This window comes from Photobacterium atrarenae, from assembly GCF_024380015.1.
GTDB classification, from domain to species: domain Bacteria; phylum Pseudomonadota; class Gammaproteobacteria; order Enterobacterales; family Vibrionaceae; genus Photobacterium; species Photobacterium atrarenae.
In genome coordinates, this window is record NZ_CP101508.1 from 2,032,531 (window position 1) to 2,052,967 (window position 20,437).

Sequence of the window (20,437 nt, forward strand, 5' to 3'; positions counted from 1 at the left end):
ATCCCTACGGCTTGGCAGCAAGTGCTGTCCGGTGATTATCGGTTCACTTAACGTCGCGCTTCGGGCAGCTTCGCGATCTTGGCGGAATCAATCCACCAGGTATCAAGCCCTAACGCATACTTCGGCCGCACCGACGGGCGGGCAAACTTATTCCAGGTCGCGACCCGGAACTGACTGATGTGCCATTGCGGGATCACAAAGAAATTCCACTGCAACACCCGATCCAGTGCCCGGCCCAAACTCAGCAAGGCTTGCGGATCTTCCTGATGCTTGGCGATTTCCGTGGTGAGGTAGTCAATCGCCGGATCGTTGACCCCTGCCGTGTTATAGGTGCTGTCGATATACTGACTGTTCCAGGCAATCATCAGGTTCGGGCTCGGGTACGGATTCGCACTGTAGCCGCCCGAAACCATATCAAAGTCGCGGTCCCGCAGGCGCTTGGTAAACTGGGTGGTATCCACGGTGCGAATTTTCATCTCAATACCCATCAGCTTGAGATTCTTCTGGATCGGGATCGCCAGCCGTTCAGTGGTCGGACTGTAGATCAGCAACTCAAATGCAAACGGCTCGCCGGTTTTCAGGTTCGTCATCACCCGGTTTTTCACCTCCCAGCCCGCCTGCTTCATCAATTGCAGCGCGGTCCGCATCTGTTTGCGGATCCGGCCAGAGCCATCCGTAACCGGCGGCTGATATTCCTCGGTGAACACTCGCGGCGGGACTTTGTCTTTAATAGGCGCCAGCACTGCTCGTTCGGCTTCGCTTGGCAAGCCCCTGGCTTCATAATCAGTATTCTGGAAATAACTGCGGGTTCGGGTGTATTGGTTATAGAACAACGTTTTGTTCATCCACTCGAAGTCCATCGCATAGCTGAGTGCCTCACGCACCCGCGCGTCCTGGAAATACACACTTTGGGTATTGAAGACAAAAGCCTGCATCGCCTGAGGGATCTCGTGGGGGATCTCCTCTTTGACGATATAACCCTGATCGAAGTTCGTGCCTTCGTACATGGTGGCCCAAAACTTGGCTACATTCTCCTGGCGAAAATCGTATTCCCCGGCTTTAAATGCTTCCAGGGTCACGGTTTCGTCGCGGTAATAGTCATAGCGTTTGGACGCAAAATTATGGCGACCGACATTGACCGGCAGCGTTTTGGCCCAGTAGTCATCCACCAGGCTATAGGTGACGCTCTGACCGGGCTGATAATCCGTCACCCGGTAAGCACTGCTGCCAAGCGGCGGTGTGGTGAGTGGCTCACTGAGGTTTTTGTCCTGCCAGAAATGCTGCGGCAGCACGTTCATTCCCTGCACCAGCGAGAACAACATTTCCCGATTCGGTGTAGCCATGTCGATCCGGGCGGTCAGGGTTGATTTCGCGGTCACCGACTTGACGTCCTTATAATAGACCCGGAACTGCGGCACCCCTTCTTTCATAAACTTATCAAAGGTAAACGCCACATCCTCAGCGGTGATCGGGTGACCATCGTGAAAGCGGGCCTTGGGGTTGATGTCCACTTCCATCCAGGAAAAATCATCAGCGTAGCGCACTTTCTCGGCTATCAGCGGATAATAGCTGTCGATTTCATCGGTCGAGGCCACAAATAGGGTGTCATAAATTTCATCGGCCCCGGCTGCTGAAACGCCCCGGCTGGCATAACGGTTAAAACTATCGTAAGTGCCAACTTGCGCAAATGTCACTGCGCCGCCTTTGGGTGCGTCCGGATTAACGTAATCAAAATGGGTAAAATTGCTGGGGTACTTGGCCTCGCCAAACCCGACCAGGCTGGTAGACTCAATCACATCTGCAGCCTGCAGACTGAAGGCTGTGCCAAGTGCCAGTCCGGCTGTCAGCCACGATGAAATGATGATCTGCATCCGCCCCTCCCTGCTTTATCCTTCCTTGAGGATGTCCGTGAAAAAGTTCAGCTTTTCATACTTCTACGATAGGACAGGAATCAGGTTTCAACAATGTTAACCATCAGTTTGTATGAAATAGTGCCGCTTGTAATACAGACTTGGACCCCTCCTTTCGCTGTGCCGGACCTGCATTTTGGATCAGAATCCGTATAATGACGCGCTCTGTTTCCTACTGATGATAGACACGATATGAGCAAAGGCTACGCCTGTGTCGGGCTATTTAACCCGAAAACGCCTGAGAATGTGGGGTCGGTCATGCGGGCGGCGGGCTGCTACGGCGTGAACTCCGTCTTTTATACCGGTACCCGCTATGATTTAGCACGGCAGTTTTGCACCGATACCTATAGAAGCCACCACGACATTCCGCTGATCGGGGTACAGGACTTAAAAGACATCATCCCGCTGGATTGTGTACCGGTCGCCGTCGATCTGATTGAAGGGGCCAAGCCGCTACCCAAATATAAACACCCTAAGCGGGCCTTTTATATTTTCGGCCCGGAAGACAACACGTTAAAGAAAGATATCACCGATTTTTGCCGGGAAACCATTTACGTGCCAACCCAGGGGTGTATGAACCTGGCTGCAGCAGTGAATGTGATTTTGTATGATCGCCTAGCCAAAGGCGACAACTTCTCGAATCACAAATAAGCACCGGCACGGGGCTTCAAAAACAACCCACGGCGGCTTCACCAAACGGACCTGTCCAACGAACCGGGATCGCAGAAGTGTCACACTGGTAGGCTAGGCTTTCTCAGACTAGACTTAATCCGATTTAGCCGTGAATGGCCAAACTTCAAGACACAAGAACGGTGATCTCAATCACGAAAGGGCATGAGTGAAAGCCGTTTCCCATAGATTGTTCTATCACCAAACCGATCCTGTGGTTTTCTTGAGCGTTTAAGCCAGAAATATGAAAAAGACGGAGCAAAAACAAACAAATGTTCATTTAATCTTAAATGAGCTATGTCATGTTTGCCTAAATCAGTGATATACTCCCCCACCGAATAGTGACAGTAATTGTTTATAGAGAAAAACAATGACAGATTTATCTAAATACAGAAACATTGGTATTTTCGCGCACGTAGATGCGGGTAAAACTACCAGTACCGAGCGTATCCTGAAGCTGACTGGTAAAATCCACAAAATTGGTGATACTCACGACGGTACTTCTACTACTGACTTCATGGAGCAGGAAGCAGAGCGTGGTATTACAATCCAGTCTGCTGCGACAACCTGTTTCTGGAACGACCACCGCCTGAACATCATCGATACTCCAGGACACGTTGACTTCACCATTGAAGTTTACCGTTCCCTGAAAGTACTTGACGGTGGTGTTGGTGTATTCTGTGGTTCTGGTGGTGTTGAGCCTCAGTCAGAAACGAACTGGCGTTACGCTGACGAATCTAAAGTATCTCGTCTGATCTTCGTGAACAAACTGGACCGTATGGGTGCAGACTTCTACAAAGTTTGTGACCAGGTTAAGAAAGTTCTGGGTGCAACACCACTGGTGATGACGCTGCCAATCGGTACTGAAGATGACTTCGTCGGTGTTGTAGACGTACTGAGCCAGAAAGCATACGTATGGGATGACTCTGGTCTGCCAGAAAACTACGAAATCACTGATATCCCTGCGGATATGGTTGATGACGCTGCTGCTTACCGTGAAGAGCTGATCGAAACTGCTGTTGAGCAGGACGACGATCTGATGGAAGCTTACATGGAAGGTGAAGAGCCTTCTGTAGAAGACATCAAGCGTTGTATCCGTAAAGGTACTCGTGACCTGGCATTCTTCCCAACTTACTGTGGTTCTGCATACAAGAACAAAGGTATCCAGCTGGTTCTGGACGCTGTTGTTGACTACCTGCCAGCACCAACAGAAGTTAACCCACAGCCTCTGACTGACAAAGAAACTGGTGAGCCAACTGGTGAAGTTGCAACTGTTTCTGCAGACGAGCCGCTGCGTGCTCTGGCGTTCAAGATCATGGACGACCGTTTCGGTGCCCTGACCTTCATCCGTATTTACTCTGGTAAACTGAAGAAGGGTGACACCATCCTGAACAGCGCAACAGGTAAAACTGAGCGTGTTGGCCGTATGGTTGAGATGCACGCCGACGAGCGTAACGAGATCGATTCAGCACAAGCTGGTGACATCATCGCCGTTGTTGGTATGAAGAACGTTCAGACTGGTCACACGCTGTGTGATCCTAAGCACGAATGTACTCTGGAACCAATGATCTTCCCAGATCCAGTAATCTCTATCGCTGTTACTCCGAAGGACAAAGGCGCTTCTGAGAAGATGGGTGTTGCCCTGGGTAAGATGGTTGCAGAAGATCCATCTTTCCAAGTTGAGTCTGACGACGAGACTGGCGAAACTATCCTGAAAGGTATGGGTGAGCTTCACCTGGACATCAAAGTTGATATCCTGAAGCGTACTCACGGTGTTGAGCTGACTGTAGGTGCACCTCAGGTTGCTTACCGTGAAACAATCACACAGCCAATCGAAGACAGCTACACGCACAAGAAGCAGTCTGGTGGTTCTGGTCAGTTCGGTAAGATCGACTACCGCATCAAGCCAGGTGAGCCAAACTCAGGCTTCACGTTCTCTTCAACTGTTGTTGGTGGTAACGTACCTAAAGAATTCTGGCCTGCAATCGAAAAAGGTTTTGCTGGCATGATGGACAACGGTGTCCTGGCTGGCTTCCCAACGCTGGACGTTGAAGTTGAACTGTTCGACGGTGGCTTCCACGCAGTTGACTCCTCTGCTGTAGCTTTCGAAATCGCTGCAAAAGGCGCATTCCGTCAGTCTATGCCTAAAGCGGGTCCACAGCTGCTTGAGCCAATCATGAAAGTTGACGTATTCACTCCGGAAGATCACGTTGGTGATGTTATCGGTGACCTGAACCGTCGTCGTGGTATGATCAAAGATCAGCAAGCTGGTACAACTGGCGTGCGCATCAAAGGTGATGTACCACTGTCTGAAATGTTCGGCTACATCGGCTCTCTGCGTACAATGACTTCTGGTCGTGGTCAGTTCTCTATGGAGTTCTCTCACTACGCACCATGTCCTGCGAACGTTGCTGAAGCAGTGATTGCAGAGCAAAAAGAGAAAGACGCTAAGAAATAATTTTTCTTAACGCCCTCTTTGATAACCCCGGCCCGGTGCCGGGGTTATTTTTATCTACAACATCACATGGCACCCTCTCAGTATCCCCCACCATTATCCCACGCTACACTCCGTCAAATACCGGAAAAGACCGTACTGTTTCAACCACGCCAGCTGCTCAGGCCGCTTCACCAAAAAACGGCCGCTATAGTTGAGCGCATTGGCAAACACTTTCTCAATATTATTCTGGCTTCGCGGCAACACCAGCATCCAGCGTGCTGTCAGCAGGATGTTATAGGGTAAACACGCGGCACTCTCCCGCCCATCTTCATCCATCAAAGACAAACGCACCAAGGCATCAAGATAAGATTGATGTAAAGTCTTGGCATCCAGACTCTGCTGCGGGTACAGCACATGATGAAACGGTAGTTGACCGCTGATGATACATGGCTCGAGCGGGATATTGGCTTTGACCAGTTGCATGTGTCGGTGCGGTTGACTCGCCCCGGCGATAGGCCCGCTGTTATAGAAACCCAGCACATCATCGCTGGTAAAACCAAGTAACCAGGCGTGAAAATCCTGCTGGGTCAGAGGAGCCGATTGCGACACGAAGTCTTTTGAGCAAATCAGCAAATGTGGCGAGAGCACGGGAACTTGTTGAGCAGGCAAACATGGGCCGAACCGGCCTGAGCCACGTACATGGATGGCTCATAAGGCAGGAAAGGATTCGCACCCGGAGCCAGTGCAATGGGCTTCTTACTGGCATTGGGGGTGACGACGTAGCCGAAAAATTTTGTGCCCGCTTCCGACATCATTTCCGCTTCCGTCGTGATCGGCATCAGCGCGCCACTTTCCAACGCCCGCTGCGTGACTTTCTCCGCTTGCATCCAGAACATTCACTTATCCTTCTCACACCACCAGAGCCCGAATGGAGACTGAGGCACCTCGCCTCTCACTCTCCCCGATAGCTTGTTGATTTCTCAAGCATGTGTATGCATTAGTTTACACTTTAACGCAGGTTCCATTGATGCACAAATCCGGCAATTGATAGCCGTCACAGCAGAAAATTTGTATTATCAACGGCGTTGAAAAACAGGCTTCTTATTCTATTCCCTGAATACTCCAAAAACGAAGCCGGATAAACTTCGTTCGGTCAAACCAAGTTTATCACACGGGCATGAGCGTTCGGTCAAACCTTCATGCCCGCCTATTTCAACAATCAATCTCTGAAAAAAGGGCGCTTACCTCGCGGTAAGCGCCCTTTTTGCCGTGCCTCAATCAGGTGAGAGAATTAGACCAGCTCAGCCGCCAGCAGGAAGCAACCAAACAGGAAGCTCATAGCCAGGGCCAGATGCCCCCCAGCCGCCTGATAACTTTCGGCAGTGACTGCCTGGCTCTCTTGAGCAGCTTTTGTGGCAACCGGCAGTTCCGGCCCCCGCCGTACTTTTATCGTCATCGCCATCGGCACAAACACCGCCAGGAAGACCAGAATAATTCCCGCATAACCCAGCACCGCCAGGAATTTATCTGCCGCCCACAGCGCTCCCATCAGCGGAAGAATGAAGGTCAGCACATAAGTCACGGCTTTGTTTTGCTTGAAGGTGTCGACATTCTGATCAAACAGGGCCATCGCCACTCCCAAGAAAGAGGTCAGCAGCGCCAAACCGGTGAAGACAGACAGGACTGCGCTAATCATGCGATGGTTCGCGCCCAGGGCCGCAATCAATTCAGATACATTGCCGAAGGTGCCCATCTGCGCCGGCGATAAGTTGCCCATTACCGCGTAGAGCCACAACAGGTAGCTAAACAGCGGGATCAATGAGCCGAAAATCACCATGTTTCTCAGCTGTCGGTGGGAAGCTTCCTGGTTGTAAGAGACCAGGGACGGGATCACCACCATGAAACCAAAGCTGGTAAACAGCACTGAGCTGGTCTTCACCAGAGCCAGCTTGTCGGCGCTACTGGCAACCAGCAGATAATCCATCGACATGGTTGGCACCAGCGACATCAGTGTCACGGCCAGCATTACCACCATCACGGCAAACAATGCCCGGTTAAGCTTATCAATTACCGCGGTACCGGCGGCAACCACAGCCCCCGACAGCAAGGTAAAGGCAATCTGGCTTTGAACCATTGTCAGCTCAAGCCCGATACCGGACAGTAATTTACGCACCAGGTCACCGGCTCCAATGATATAGGCCATCAACAGGCACACCAACAAAGCATAGAGTAAGCCATTGGTCACCAGCTGGCCGCCTTTCCCTAATGTTTTGCGGGCAATACTATTCATGCCCATCCCACCGCCGGACTTAATGCTGGCTTCCAGCAACAGCAAAGCGGCATAGGTGGTTCCCATCCAGATGAATAGCATCATCAAGGTGCCCCACAGCCAGCCAAACTGCGCCAGCACCATAGGGATCGCCAGCATACCTGCACCCAGCGCAGTGCCCGCGATGATCAGCGAGCTTCCTAATAACTTCAAATTCACAACAATAATCTCTGAAAAAAGGGTCTAAAAAGGGTTTTCCAGCATCAGAATACTGAGGCCAGGATCAGTTTTGTCTATGCATTGGTTTTCCAGAATGTCACTGTGGTCAGCAGTGTTCATTTCAAACTGGTGAATAGAACCCAAAAGGGCACAGACAAAAAATTAGCGTGAAAAGCTAAATCGAGAGACGGTCAGAAAACCGTAATACTGGGAGGTAAACGCAGGAAAGCGATAAGATTGGCAATATAAGCGCTTCACGGTGCTGAGCACCGAGGTCAGGCGGTTCATCGCTGTTATTCGCAGCCCAGGCGAATGATGTGTCATTTATCGTACTCCAAAAAACGATATCGTGGATTTCAGAACAATCATCCTTTGATTATTCTATTTTCGTTCGGTCAATTAGCAACTTATAGAGCTGAAGTACAAACCACAACAACCGATAATGAAAAATAAGATCCCATTTATGAAAAACTAGTGCTTAATTGACTTCATCATCATTCACTGCCTTTCTCATGCGTAGCACGTACCAATGATCGGCTAGAGCACTTTCACGCTCATTGCAGACGACCCGCTGAAGTGAACGCCTGAAGTCATGGCCTGACTATAAATGCGTTCACCTTGCTCAGATCAGCCGAATCATCCTCGCTCAAGAGTAACCGCTGTGTCTTATTCACGCTTTTTAGTGAACAAACTGCTTACCCATATCCCGAAGATCATGCTGACGACGAAGACCAGCATTTCAAAACTGCCGCCTGACAGCGAGGTGACTGCCGGTCCCGGACAAATGCCGGCAATCCCCCAGCCCAGGCCAAACAGCACCGAGCCGCCCATCAATCGGCCATCAATTGCTTTGTTCTGGCTTAAGTGAAACTCAGTAGTACAAAGCGGCTGAGGGCGACGGCGGATCAGCAGCCCATACGCCGGGGCGAATATCAGCAATGCGCCGCCCATCACAAATGCCAGGCTCGGATCCCAGTCACCCGCTAGATCCAAAAAGCCAATCACTTTGGCCGGATCGACCATCCCGGACACCATCATGCCCGTGCCAAATAACAAGCCAGCCCCTAAAGCAACCAGTCGGGAAATCAAATTGAAAAACATCACAGCCTCTTACCCATGAACACGAACAAACACAGTGGCAAATGCCGTTGCCATAAAGACCAGCGTCGCAACCAGCGAGCGTTTCGAGAACCTGCCCATGCCGCAGATCCCGTGACCACTGGTACAGCCGTTGGCGAGCTTAGTGCCCATGCCAACCAACAGCCCGGCAACCGCCAGCAAACCCAGCGAAGACACCGGCAGCGACTGCGGCAGCGCAAAGCCCAACAAAGGGACAATCCAACCGGCGCATACCATGCCAATCAGGAACAGGAGTCGCCATGAGAACTCACCCGGCTGCGGTCTCAGGATACCGGCTACTATCCCGCTGATCCCGGCCACGCGGCCGTTAAACAACAATAACAACACTGCAGAGCCCCCCAACATCATGCCTCCGAGTAATGCTTGCCAAGGCCATGTTTCCATAATTTTCTCCCAACCAATAAGTGATTCATCTTTTTATTAGAGGTTACTGATACACTAAAATTTAGTCAACACTAAATTAGATTGGCATTAATTAGACAATGCTAAATTTTGAGTTTATAGTGACATCATTTCATCGGCCATCTATCCGGCCGTCATGAACCTTAGTAAGCTGGGCATTCAGAATAATCCGGTGTAGCAGGCCACTTTACATATGGGTCGGCCATCACCAGTCCGGTGATATCAATCGTTTTGGAGCAAGCAATGACAAAAATTCTTATCGTGGGTGGCGTTGCCGGTGGTGCTTCAGCTGCTGCGCGCGCACGACGCTTGAGTGAAAGTGCGCAAATTATTATGTTTGAGCGTGGCAACTTCGTTTCCTTTGCCAATTGCGGCCTGCCCTACCATATCGGCGGCGATATCAAAGATCGCAGCAAGTTGTTACTGCAAACCCCGGACAGCTTTCTGGCCCGGTTCAACGTTGATGTCCGGGTGATGAACGAAGTCACCGGGATTGATCGCCAAAACAAGACGGTGACAGTCAAAAACCTGCTCGATGGCAGCGAGTACAACGAAAACTACGATTTTTTGCTGCTCAGCCCGGGCGCAGCACCAGTGATCCCACCGATCCCCGGCATTGATAATCCGCTCACCCACTCGCTGCGCAACATTCCGGACATGGATCGGATCATTGACACCATCCGAATGAACAAGCCCGAGCATGCGACGGTCATCGGTGGCGGCTTTATCGGCCTGGAAATGATGGAAGCCTTCCACCAGCTCGGGATCAAAACCACCCTGATTGAAATGGCCAATCAGGTTATGACCCCGGTTGACCGTGAAATGGCCGGCTTTGTCCACGCTGAAATTCGCGAGAAAGGGATCGATCTGCGCCTCGGCGTCGCACTGGAAGCGGTTGAGTTTATGCCGAATGTGTCTGTCGCCAGCCAAGATGCCGGGGAGCCTGTGGCGCATCAGCATCTGGAAGGAGAGCTGAAACTCAGCCTCAATAATGGCGAACAACTGACCACAGATCTGCTCATCATGGCGGTCGGCGTCCGTCCGGAAACCACACTGGCTGCCGAAGCCGGGTTGAAAGTCGGCGAACTGGGGGGGATCTGGACCAACGCCCAGATGCAAACCAGTGATCCGTCGATATTCGCAGTAGGCGATGCGGTCGAAACACAGAATTTTGTCACCGGGCAACCAAGCCTGGTACCGCTGGCCGGGCCTGCCAACCGCCAAGGCCGGATGGCCGCGGATAACATGCTGGGACGAAGTGAAACCTATCAAGGCACCCAAGGCACCGCGATATGTAAAGTGTTTGATTTAGCCGTCGCGTCCACGGGGACAAACGAGAAACAGCTTCAGCGTGAAGGCATTGGCTACGAAAAAGTCTTCGTCCATGCCGCCAGCCACGCCGGCTACTACCCAGGCGCAGAGATTGTCTCGTTCAAAATGCTATTCGATCCGCAATCGGGCAAAATCTTCGGCGCCCAAGCCGTCGGAAGAGATGGTATCGACAAACGGATTGATGTGATGGCCGTGGCCCAGCGTGCCGGCATGACCGTCGAGCAACTCCAGCACCTGGAGCTGACCTACGCGCCGCCTTACGGCAGTGCTAAAGATGTGATCAATCAGGCTGCATTTGTTGCCAGCAATATCATCAAAGGTGATGCGACTCCAATCCACTTTGATGAAATCGATCATCTGACCGACGACCAGATACTGCTGGATGTCCGCAACCCGGGTGAGCTGGAAAACATTGGTTACCTCGAAGGGGCGGTGAACATTCCGGTTGACCAGTTGCGCCAACGGATCAATGAACTGCCGAAAGATAAAGAGATTGTAGTTTACTGCGCTGTCGGCCTGCGCGGCAACGTCGCTTACCGCCAACTGGTCAACAACGGCTTCAAAGCCCGCAACCTGATCGGGGGTTACCGCACCTATCAGTTTGCCAACGCATAGAAATGGACGAGATGTCACCAATAGCAGCTGGATAGCTGTTTCAGGTGATTTTTTCAGTCCCAAGAAAAAGCCTAAAGCGACTCACTTTAGGCTTTATACTATACCAATCGTAGTAAATAAGGGGTCAACCTAGCTGGTTAAAACGCTCAATAACTACATTAGAATTTTTGATAAACCAATAATGATGGTCCATCGTTCACTTAATAGTCATGATGCCATCTGCCATGGTACTGTCTCCAATCATATTGATGACGGTAGTGGTGATACCATTTTTTGTGGCTCTTCTTGCTCATGTCTACTGCTTCTAAATCAAGAATGAACATGCAGTCAAAATACAGAGGATCACCAACGCCGCTATTAAATTCGGATAAGTTCACCATGCCGGATAAACGAACGGTCCCCTGATGCCCCCCATATTCACCAGATGTGGCAATAACACTATTTTCATCGCTTGATGCCCCGGTAATATGAGTAATCTCTTCACCGTCTGGCGTGACGGTGGGCTCGTTTACGGGCTGAACCGTCGTCTTACCTCGAGTGACAATTTGTCCATTCGGCAAGTTAAAGAATGTGGTTCCAACAAGTTTCAACCCGCCATTTTCGCCAGGCTCAATATTAGACAAACAATCCGTCGCTGTCCCCACAAGCTCACCATCTGCAATATTTTTCAAGTCAACATCAAAGCAAAATGCAGGATCAGGTTGGCCGTCACCATCAATATCCGGAACCTCCATTTCATACATCTCACCAGTGCCCACTAAATTCAGAGCTAACCGTTGCTTCTCTGCATCATCACCGGTGCCATAGCCGCCCGCTGTATCATCCGTAGCATCATCCCCGTGACCATAACTACCTGTCATGTCATCGCTTGTGTCATCACCAGTGTCATAGTCATCCGCTGTATCGTCCGTGGTATCATCGTCGTAACCACCAGCCATGTCATCGCTTGTGTCATCACCGGTGTCATAGCCGTCCGCTGTATCGTCCGTGGTATCATCGTCGTAACCACCAGCCATGTCATCGCTTGTGTCATCACCGGTGTCATAGCCGTCCGCTGTATCATCCGTGGTATCATCGTCGTAACCACCAGCCATGTCATCGCTTGTGTCATCACCGGTGTCATAGCCGTCCGTTGTATCATCCGTGGTATCATCGTCGTAACCATAACTACCTGTCATGTCATCGCTTGTGTCATCACCGGTGTCATAGCCGTCCGTTGTATCATCCGTAGTATCATCGTCGTAACCACCAGCCATGTCATCGCTTGTGTCATCACCGGTGTCATAGTCATCCGCTGTATCGTCCGTGGTATCATTGTCATAACCATAACTACCTGTCATGTCATCGCTTGTGTCATCATCGGTGTCATAGCCGTCCGTTGTATCATCCGTGGTGTCATCATAAGATGCCGTATCATCACCACTTACCTCGTGATTTGTATACGTACCTCCATCATATACAGAACCACTCGAAACATAGTTTTCTGAAGCAGCAAAGCCGGAATAACCAATACACACTGCCAGTAATGATAGTGTAACCTTATTTAGTTTCATCTCATTCCTCCGCGGACTCATTATGACTTGCAAAATAAAACTCATGGTCATGAAGTATAACCACACAATCTAAATAAAAACGCCAACGATGTTTTTAGCATTCATTCCACGAACCAAAGAATATATTAAAAAATAGGTGTAAGTTAATAAAACCCAAGACACTTATTCTCAATTCTCACAACTAAGAAGTCACATGAGATGAGAGAGAATTGAAGGTGAACAATTTTAAAACAAATAAAACCCATCAAACAGCAACAAAACAAACACCAAGAAAACAACCACACAACACAAGACAAAGCAATATAAAACAACATCTTACACCAATAACATGTGAACAATAACCCTTACCCTCCTCTCAGAATCATAACGAAATCTATGCAATAACAGATTTAACCCATGGGTACCAAAATAATAAAACGACTGTATCTGTAAATAACGAAAATAAAAACAACACAGCACTTTTTAAAAAATTAAATAACTCTAATAGCAAACGGAAGATATACACATATAGAACATCAGATTAATAACGAGAAACAGAACTTTCATCACCTTAAAAATACATCACTGACAATGCTTATATTTTTACCAGCTTGTATTTTATTTTTCTGATGTCAGTACCAACTGCAACGGCTGCGCCGGAAGTGGCAGGTATCGCATGGAGAACAGGGCGCGGGGATGACAACTGGTTTGATGACGGATCTGCTGATAGGCCGCTGCTTCAAGGCGCGCCGCTTGAAACTGGCGGCTACTTTTATCTTGCTGAAAAATCTCTTTGACCAACCCGACATTACACGGTAATTGTGACAAATATCGTTGACGGGTCGCGCTGTCGAGGCTTTGCGTGCCAGCGCCATCCTGGACATAAACCCGGAGTCCCATTGCTGTGAGCTGCGAGACCCATTCAGCAATTTCAGCATCAGTCAGTTTTCCGGCCAGATACAAGCTGATCATCAGCGGATACGGATAACGGTCTACCTGCCGGGCCAGAATTTGAGAGAGTTGTGCCCGTTGGGCCGCCGTGGGAAAGTCATAATCACTGAGCTCAAGCGGCAAATACAAGCCCCGGATCTGGTGTCGGTGACGATTGAGCCAGGGCTGCCATTGCTGGTACGTCGCATTCACAGCGGCGAAGTATTGGTACAGGTAGTGCTGCTGCGATCCAGCATCACTGTGAATCTTCTTAAAATACCCTGGATCTGAATAAAGCCCGAACCACAGTGGCAAACCTGCCTGCATCAGAGTCTCCAGATTTTCAGCCAGCCAACCTTGGGGGCCACCGAAGGTCTCAGGGCCATAGTGCGACCACTGCACAATCAACGTGGCGATCCCCTCCTGGCGGAGAGTGTGTGCCAGCGTCGTCCACTGTCGTTCGCTGACCGGCTGATCCTGATTCAGCGGCTGGTAAAACAGGTCCGTCGCCGGTTGGCGGCTCGGGAGCACGCTACACGCACCGAGCAGAAAACTGGTTAAAAAAAAGATGAAAAGCGCAGCAACACGGCGTTGCCTGTATCTTCCAGTGCATCGCTGTCGAGTATATGTTGCCATTCCAGCCCCACTTCAGAAACGACATCATAACCGTCGTAATGGCTCGGGTACCATTCCCAGCGCCAGCTGGCCCCCAACCCGACCCGGCTATCCTGCTGCCTGGCCAGTTTGCTTTCGTTTTCGCTCCGTTGGCCAAATCCATACGGCGTCAGCAACTGGCGGTGTCGCACCGCTATTTTAAACGTCTGGCCCAGCTCATAACGGCCATATAAAGCATGTCCGTCATCTCGGTTCAGATAGTACAAGCCATCAAGATACAGGTTTTGGTACAACCAGTGTGCCTGCCCGAGTTTCCAGGATTTACTCCAGGCATCACGGGAAAACACATCCGCGCTGAACCGCACATACGGCCGGGTTTGGGAGCCCCCACCTGAAAAAGATTGCTTGAGGCCGGCTTTTAAATAGTAATTCCAGTTTTTCAGCGGCTGATAGACAAACCCCAAGTCCAGTTCATGGGTTGCCTCACTGCCATTACCTGATCGGTACTGTCCGCTGTGCAACCCGGCAAGCGACAGCGCGCTGCGCGGTAGCCAAGTCTCATCCAAATAATAGCGGGCCTCTTCATAAAGGAAGAAATCACCGGTGACGTCTGAGTAGCCGGGAACAGCCTGTCCATTGCTCTCCCCGACCCAACCGGCCACGGTGAATTTCCAGCCCTGCTCCAGATCGCGATGGGCGCGGCGGAAATAATCCAGCTGTTGCCGCTGCCCCACCTCAAGCGTTGCGTTTGCAGCCAGCTGGTCGATATTTTCCGCATAAAGTTCCGCTGCCCGAACTTTCCGCCCATTCTCAGCAGCCACCCGGGCATATTCAGACTTTAAAGTCAGATCGGTGCGATACGGCTCAACCTGAACAGCTTGCCGAAACAGTTTCTCCGCTAACAGCGGAGACGTCGGCGCCAGCAGATAGCCCAGCGTGGCGCTCATCTCACCACGCTGATCAGCGGCATCTTTCTCAACGACGGTCGCCGTTAACACCCGTAACGCCTGAGTATCACCTGTCGCCAGATAACGCTCAGCCAACTGCCTGGCGACCTGTGGTGATGGCGCCCGGTAAAAGGCCAGCTTTAGCCGCGTGTCAAACACCCGTTGATCATTGAGCTCTGCAGCCAGGTTCAACCCCAGTAGCCACCAGTATGGATTGTCCTGCTCAAAATCCGTGTTCCGCCAATACAACTCGGCCAGCTCAAACTCTCCAACTTCATACAAAGTACGAATATAGAGATACCGATCCCCTTCCGACAAGACTGCCGCATTCATGTTGCGCCAGTACGGGTAGCTTTGCCGGTAAGCCTGGGCCTGAGCATACCAGCGTGCAACAATCGTGCTCTCTGCCAGGCTCGGCGTCTCCGACAAAGTCGCCGCATACAGTTTTGCCGCAGCTTCAGGCTGCTCAGCAACCAGGCAATACGCAACCACCCGCCGGGCGAAGCGCGCTGTAGCGTAGCGGTCCTGCGGTGTCAGGGCATTACATTTACCCTGGACCTGCCATTTATAGGGACCAACCTTCGCGCTTTCTGCCAGTGCCGTGTTCAACAAGTCGATCTGCGATACCGTGAACCAGGCGACATTCTGATAAGCCAGAGTCGCAGCACGATTGACCAGGTTGGCGTGTTTGAGGAAGGCCTTCGGCGTTAAACGCATTCCTTCGGTAAACATCGCCGCCTGTCGCGCCGGTTGAGGTTCGGACAAGGTACTGAGGGTGTAGGTCGCCGCATCAAGATACGCGACATTGCGCGTGCGCTGATACAACTCAAACAGAATTTTCGCCGCATCCTCTCCCATCCCGACCTGACGCATGGCCTCAGCCAGCACTTTGCGATCCCCTTCGCGCCGGCTGTGTCTCAGCAGGGCGATAACCCGCCGCCATTCCCCTTGCTGCTGATAATGTTTCACCAAAACAGCACGACGCTTACGCGCCAGTTCCGGCGATTGAAAAGATTGCTCTGCCAGCAGGGAATACGCCCCCAGAGATTCCGCCAGCGCCAACCATTTGACCGGGTTATCCTCAACCGGACACTGTGCCAACACAACCCTGCCCCGCTCATCTTCGTGCGCTTGCGCCAGTCTCATGGCTTCTTTCATGCACGGGCTCAGTACCCGCCTCTCCTCCGTGATTTGTTGCAGTTGTGCGGTACTGAGCATATTCAAACGTGCCCGCTGTTCACGATGGCGATCCGTAAGCAGGCCCGCCTGCGCCAAGGTATTCAGGACTGTTTTGGCTTCCGCAAGCCGATTGGTGCTGAGCAGTTCATCGACATAGCTTTCCCACAGGCGCTTTTTCACCCCATCATCGGGAATACGGGCCACCGTTTGACGGAACGCGGCGGCCTGCCCCAGGCTCATATACATCTGCGCCAGATATTCAAGGTCTTTGTCACGCACCGGCTGCTGCTCCACCAAAGGCTCAAGAATCACGACCGCTTGCGGGTAACGGTGCAGTTGATACAAGGTATAGGCTTCAAATCGCCGGGCTTCGGCAGATTTGAACCGCTCAGGCTGCTTGAGACTCCAGTTCAGGGCTGCTGTTGCCCCTTTTCGGCTTTCAATAGCGTATAAATGCGTCAGATACCATTGTTGTATTTGAGCGTCACTCAGCCCTTGCGTCATGGTTTCCAACTCAAAGGGGGCGTATAGCTGGGCATTTTCCGAGGCCTTCAACCGGAGATCCAGCAACAAATCATCCCGCTGCTCGGCAGGGATCCGGATCACCAGATGCTCAAGTTCTTCCTCCGGCCGTCCGGCCTTTACACTCAGCGTATAGGCGTATTTCAGAAAAGGCACATGCTCCGGAAGCAGCTTCAGCGCCCGGTTGACCTCCGCCAGCGCCGCGTCATAATCCTGCTGCTGCTCTTTACGAAATGCTTTATCGATATATGGGTAAGTCCGAAATTGCTGGTACTCTGTGAGCCCCTGATAAATATCGCCCGCGGGCTCGGCAGCCCAGACAAGACTCCCTCCCGATGCCTGGCAGAATACAAGCAGCATGAATCCCACCCTCAGCGCGCGCTTCATTGTCGCTCCTCCCGATGCCGCGCAATGAGTTGTGAGATCGTCAGCTGTTGTTCGGCCTGCACCTGCAATGCCTGCTGCACACCGGCCTCAGAGACATAACCGCGGCTGACCAGAAACGCTCCCAAACTCTGGTCCTCGACCGATTCGAACACCAGCAACGCCTGATGTAACACTGCCGGTTCAATTTGCCGGGCCGAAAGCAGACAAGCGCCCAATTGGCATTGCGAGGCATAATAGCTATCTAAGATCACTCGCTGTTGGTCCGGCGAAATCTCGCCCTTGTTGAGCGCAGCCGTCAGGGCCGGAGTCGGGTTTGTGTCTTTCGCCGCCAGATACCAGTAGCGAAGTCCCAGGGTCACTGCGCCATTAGTGGTGATCACCCACTGAACCGGGCGCTTTATGCGGCGCTCAATCGCCGCCAGGGCCACCGGGCTGAGTGCTGCTTCTTTGCCCAGGATCACCGTGTTATTGTCCAGGGCGATCGGCAGTGCTGCATATTTCAGTGCCAGTTTCTTCGGCAGCAGCGCAATCAGGCTTTCATCCAGGGTAAAGGGATCGCATGCCTGATAGCCGGCATGATACTGCTCAGCAATCGCCATACTGAGCGCATGGTTGGTGACCTGCCGGGTACATACCAGATATGTCCCCAATCGTTGATACGGCGGACAATCCAGCACGGCTCTATCAAGCCGTGCCTGGCTCAAATGGCCATGCTCAACCAGGATCTGGCCGAGCGGAACCTTGCGCGATTCGGTGTCGACACTGGGGAAATAGTGCTCGGTTTTATCCCAGGCGACCCGGCGCGGATCACCCTGCTGGAGCACCTGGTACAACGCCCGCAGGTTGGCAGAAAAATTGATGATGTTGCCCCACAGGATCCGGAGTAACGACAGCCCCCCTTCCCGGTAGCCGTAATACTGGCTCACGAAATAAAACCGCTGCAGCAAGCGGTTGAGCAACAGCAGGGTGTTGATATAGAGCAGTGTCCGGGTCAATAGATCATCGGTGATGATCGCCATAAACCGGTAGCTGTCGTCCGACAGATAACTGTAGATCAGCAGCGAAAGCAGTTGTAGCAACAGCAGCATCGCCAGAAAACCAGCGGTATTGTTGACCAGACCACGCCGATCCCGCCACAAAAAATAATTGACCCGCCAGTCTTTGGTCCACTTATGAGTTTTAAAGCCCTGAAACACAATACCGATGATCCAACGGCTCTTTTGCCGCACGGCGGTGTGATAGGTATCCGGAAAGTGCTCGCGAACACAGACCACACTGCCTTCGCGCATCGACACCCCGCGCGCGTTCTCCCTCAGGGTGGTTTGCTCCCGATCTTCAACCGGAAAGCGAACAAAAATTTCATTCATTCCCCACTGTTTGAGGCGAAATCCGATATCGTAATCTTCGGTCAGCGACTGAACATCGAACGGCAACCCGTCCCCTTCCACCAACAGCCTTAAGATCGCCTGGCGACTAAAACAAGTGCCGACACCGGCGCTGGGCACCTGGCCGGCAATCGCTTCGCGCACCACAACATCCTTACCGTGCAGCTCGGCAAACTCATCGGCATAGTGTCCCGGCGTCATCTCGTACCATTTGCGGGTATAAGGGTAGACCGGCAACTGGATCAGATCTTTACCGGGCAGCAGGTAGTTAAAGAGCCGCAGTTCCATTGGCGACAAGATATCTTCAGCGTCATGGAGAATGAAGCCGACAAATTCCAGCTTGGCTTTTTTTTCAAACTCAACAATGGAGGCAATGATGTTATTGAGACAATCGGCTTTGCTGGTCGGTCCCGGCCGGGCGCAAACCACCTTATGAACATGGGGATAACGGGCGCACACGGAATCTACATCTTGCTGGGTTTGCGGATCATTGGGATAGGTGCCGACAAAAATCTGGTAGTTTTCATAATCCAGTTTAGAAGCGGCCAGCTCGGCCATCTTGTCGATCACCCCGTGCTCCTGCCAGGCCGGCACCATAATCGCCAACGGCTGCTCAACCTTGCGATAGAGCTCTACCGCCTGCTTGCGGGTGTATTTCTTATAGACGGTGTTTGAGCGCCAGGCGCGCCGAATCCAGTAGCACAAGTCAATCAAGAGATCGTCGAGGCCACAGATCATCAAGGTGATCATCAGCACAATCAGCACTGACTTCAGGCCGTAGAGATACGTAACGAAGAAATCAAACCCGCTCATCAAACACCTGTTGCACCGCTTCGACAATCAGGTGGGCGGCCTGACCGCTCCCATACGGATTGATGACACCCTTTGCCCGACCGAGCGCCAGTAACGATTCCGCCGCTGAGACAATTCGCGCCACATCCGTGGCCCCGGCCAGCTGCGACAACCCCATCGCCAGCGCTTCCGGCCGCTCGGTGGTTTCGCGCAGCACCACCACCCGGGTACCGAACGTCGGCGCTTCTTCCTGGATCCCGCCCGAGTCGGTCATGACCAGCACCGACTGAGCCAACACCTGTTGCAGCTGAACATAATTAAGCGGCGGCACCACGGACGCCGCCGGACAGTCCGCCAGGCCATCCAGCACAGCCTGTTTGACCGCTGGATTGGGATGGGTAGCAACAATAAATTTCAGGCCCGCCTGTTGTTGGCTCAATGCTTTGATCGCAGCACAAATCGTCGGGATCGCGGCCCAGTTTTCACGCCGGTGGGCCGTGACCAGTACCTGGTTGGTCTCCCTGGCAGTAATCGCACCACTTGCCAGCAGGTACTGCTGGGCATCAATCGCCGTATTCCCGGTGACGAGAATCCTCTCCCCGCTGACGCCTTCTTGCAGCAAAGCCTGCTCAGCCGCCCGAGTCGGAGCGAAATGGTAATTCGCAATTTTCGCAACCACGACGCGATTGAGCTCTTCGGGAAACGGATGATGCAGATCGCCAGAACGCAGTCCGGCCTCAACATGGCCGATGACCGGTACCTGATGGTAGAAAGCGGCCAGCGCACCGGCCAGGGTTGAGCTGGTATCACCATGAACCAGGACACATTGATAAGCTTTCCGGTGCAATTGCTGATCAATATGGTTGATCAGTCCGCCCAGCAGTGCCGGCAGGCCCGTTCCCGCCGGACGCTCGAAGACGACATCAGGCTGAATGGCAAACACCGCAAAAGTTTGTGCTGCCAGTGAATCATGCTGCCCGGTATGGCACCAGTCAATGGCATATCCACTGCTTTGAAAAGCCTGGTAGACCGGTGCCATTTTGATAATTTCCGGCCGGGTGCCCGTCACGATCAGGATTTCATGCACATGCTTCTTCATGACTCTCCCAACAACATTCAATCAATATGGCTGTGTGATGATTACCTTCGGTTTTT

The 20,437-nt window shown here is 52.0% G+C and carries 14 protein-coding genes and 1 pseudogene; 3 read left to right on the forward strand and 12 right to left on the reverse strand.

Going from position 1 to position 20,437, the window contains the following annotated elements:
* Nucleotides 1-47 precede the first annotated feature (47 nt).
* On the reverse strand, nucleotides 48-1,871 hold the full coding sequence (locus tag NNL38_RS09665; protein WP_255387840.1) for an extracellular solute-binding protein: 1,824 nt from the start codon (nucleotides 1,869-1,871) through the stop codon (nucleotides 48-50).
* 231 nt (nucleotides 1,872-2,102) lie between these two features.
* On the opposite strand from NNL38_RS09665, the gene NNL38_RS09670 reads away from it, so the two are divergent.
* Nucleotides 2,103-2,561 (forward strand): RNA methyltransferase, encoded by a 459-nt coding sequence (locus NNL38_RS09670; protein WP_255387841.1) that lies wholly within the window; start codon nucleotides 2,103-2,105, stop codon nucleotides 2,559-2,561.
* A gap of 388 nt (nucleotides 2,562-2,949) precedes the next feature.
* Nucleotides 2,950-5,037 carry an elongation factor G gene (gene fusA, locus NNL38_RS09675; protein WP_255387842.1) on the forward strand — a complete coding sequence of 696 codons (2,088 nt, stop codon included), beginning with the start codon at nucleotides 2,950-2,952 and terminating at the stop codon, nucleotides 5,035-5,037.
* A gap of 93 nt (nucleotides 5,038-5,130) precedes the next feature.
* Here fusA and NNL38_RS09680 read toward each other — a convergent pair whose 3' ends face one another.
* The 6 genes and pseudogenes from NNL38_RS09680 to NNL38_RS09705 form a co-directional block, all read right to left on the reverse strand.
* Entirely contained in the window at nucleotides 5,131-5,499 is a 369-nt protein-coding gene (locus tag NNL38_RS09680) for an ATP adenylyltransferase family protein (protein ID WP_255390611.1), read from the reverse strand.
* Between the two features lie 36 nt (nucleotides 5,500-5,535).
* Nucleotides 5,536-5,912, reverse strand: a pseudogene (locus NNL38_RS09685) (ATP adenylyltransferase family protein); the annotation flags it as partial.
* 395 nt (nucleotides 5,913-6,307) lie between these two features.
* Nucleotides 6,308-7,504: an amino acid permease gene (locus NNL38_RS09690; protein ID WP_255387843.1), complete on the reverse strand. Its 1,197-nt coding sequence runs from the start codon at nucleotides 7,502-7,504 to the stop codon at nucleotides 6,308-6,310.
* A 162-nt stretch (nucleotides 7,505-7,666) separates the two neighbouring features.
* Complete coding sequence (locus NNL38_RS09695; protein ID WP_255387844.1) at nucleotides 7,667-7,828, reverse strand: hypothetical protein; 162 nt, start codon at nucleotides 7,826-7,828, stop codon at nucleotides 7,667-7,669.
* Nucleotides 7,829-8,170: 342 nt separating this feature from the next.
* Complete coding sequence (locus tag NNL38_RS09700) at nucleotides 8,171-8,605, reverse strand: YeeE/YedE family protein (protein WP_255387845.1); 435 nt, start codon at nucleotides 8,603-8,605, stop codon at nucleotides 8,171-8,173.
* A 9-nt stretch (nucleotides 8,606-8,614) separates the two neighbouring features.
* A complete protein-coding gene (locus NNL38_RS09705; protein WP_439651351.1) occupies nucleotides 8,615-9,028 on the reverse strand; it encodes a YeeE/YedE family protein in 414 nt (137 codons plus the stop codon).
* 261 nt (nucleotides 9,029-9,289) lie between these two features.
* Here NNL38_RS09705 and NNL38_RS09710 point away from each other — a divergent pair, with 261 nt between their 5' ends.
* A complete protein-coding gene (locus NNL38_RS09710) occupies nucleotides 9,290-10,993 on the forward strand; it encodes an FAD-dependent oxidoreductase (RefSeq protein ID WP_255387846.1) in 1,704 nt (567 codons plus the stop codon).
* Nucleotides 10,994-11,193: 200 nt separating this feature from the next.
* Here the strand turns inward: NNL38_RS09710 and NNL38_RS09715 are convergent, their stop codons facing one another.
* From NNL38_RS09715 to wecB, 5 genes are all read right to left on the reverse strand, one after another.
* Complete coding sequence (locus NNL38_RS09715) at nucleotides 11,194-12,546, reverse strand: hypothetical protein (protein WP_255387847.1); 1,353 nt, start codon at nucleotides 12,544-12,546, stop codon at nucleotides 11,194-11,196.
* Between the two features lie 597 nt (nucleotides 12,547-13,143).
* Nucleotides 13,144-13,986 carry a DUF4434 domain-containing protein gene (locus NNL38_RS09720; protein ID WP_255387848.1) on the reverse strand — a complete coding sequence of 281 codons (843 nt, stop codon included), beginning with the start codon at nucleotides 13,984-13,986 and terminating at the stop codon, nucleotides 13,144-13,146.
* Nucleotides 13,987-14,012: 26 nt separating this feature from the next.
* On the reverse strand, nucleotides 14,013-17,078 hold the full coding sequence (locus NNL38_RS09725) for an NfrA family protein (RefSeq protein WP_255387849.1): 3,066 nt from the start codon (nucleotides 17,076-17,078) through the stop codon (nucleotides 14,013-14,015).
* A gap of 23 nt (nucleotides 17,079-17,101) precedes the next feature.
* Complete coding sequence (locus NNL38_RS09730; RefSeq protein ID WP_255387850.1) at nucleotides 17,102-19,303, reverse strand: glycosyl transferase family protein; 2,202 nt, start codon at nucleotides 19,301-19,303, stop codon at nucleotides 17,102-17,104.
* Nucleotides 19,290-20,381, reverse strand: a complete 1,092-nt coding sequence (gene wecB, locus NNL38_RS09735) for a non-hydrolyzing UDP-N-acetylglucosamine 2-epimerase (protein WP_255387851.1) — start codon at nucleotides 20,379-20,381, stop codon at nucleotides 19,290-19,292. Before wecB ends, NNL38_RS09730 begins: the two co-directional genes overlap by 14 nt.
* Nucleotides 20,382-20,437 lie beyond the last annotated feature (56 nt).

Bases quoted from the DNA above. Each gene is read 5' to 3' on its own strand.
- NNL38_RS09680 (WP_255390611.1), bottom strand. From the start codon at position 5,499: ATGCAACTGGTCAAAGCCAATATCCCGCTCGAGCCATGTATCATCAGC.
- NNL38_RS09665 (WP_255387840.1), bottom strand. From the start codon at position 1,871: ATGCAGATCATCATTTCATCGTGGCTGACAGCCGGACTGGCACTTGGC.
- NNL38_RS09710 (WP_255387846.1), top strand. From the start codon at position 9,290: ATGACAAAAATTCTTATCGTGGGTGGCGTTGCCGGTGGTGCTTCAGCT.
- NNL38_RS09730 (WP_255387850.1), bottom strand. From the start codon at position 19,303: ATGAGCGGGTTTGATTTCTTCGTTACGTATCTCTACGGCCTGAAGTCA.
- NNL38_RS09700 (WP_255387845.1), bottom strand. From the start codon at position 8,605: ATGTTTTTCAATTTGATTTCCCGACTGGTTGCTTTAGGGGCTGGCTTG.
- NNL38_RS09695 (WP_255387844.1), bottom strand. From the start codon at position 7,828: ATGACACATCATTCGCCTGGGCTGCGAATAACAGCGATGAACCGCCTG.
- wecB (WP_255387851.1), bottom strand. From the start codon at position 20,381: ATGAAGAAGCATGTGCATGAAATCCTGATCGTGACGGGCACCCGGCCG.
- NNL38_RS09705 (WP_439651351.1), bottom strand. From the start codon at position 9,028: ATGGAAACATGGCCTTGGCAAGCATTACTCGGAGGCATGATGTTGGGG.
- fusA (WP_255387842.1), top strand. From the start codon at position 2,950: ATGACAGATTTATCTAAATACAGAAACATTGGTATTTTCGCGCACGTA.
- NNL38_RS09715 (WP_255387847.1), bottom strand. From the start codon at position 12,546: ATGAAACTAAATAAGGTTACACTATCATTACTGGCAGTGTGTATTGGT.
- NNL38_RS09670 (WP_255387841.1), top strand. From the start codon at position 2,103: ATGAGCAAAGGCTACGCCTGTGTCGGGCTATTTAACCCGAAAACGCCT.
- NNL38_RS09725 (WP_255387849.1), bottom strand. From the start codon at position 17,078: ATGCTGCTTGTATTCTGCCAGGCATCGGGAGGGAGTCTTGTCTGGGCT.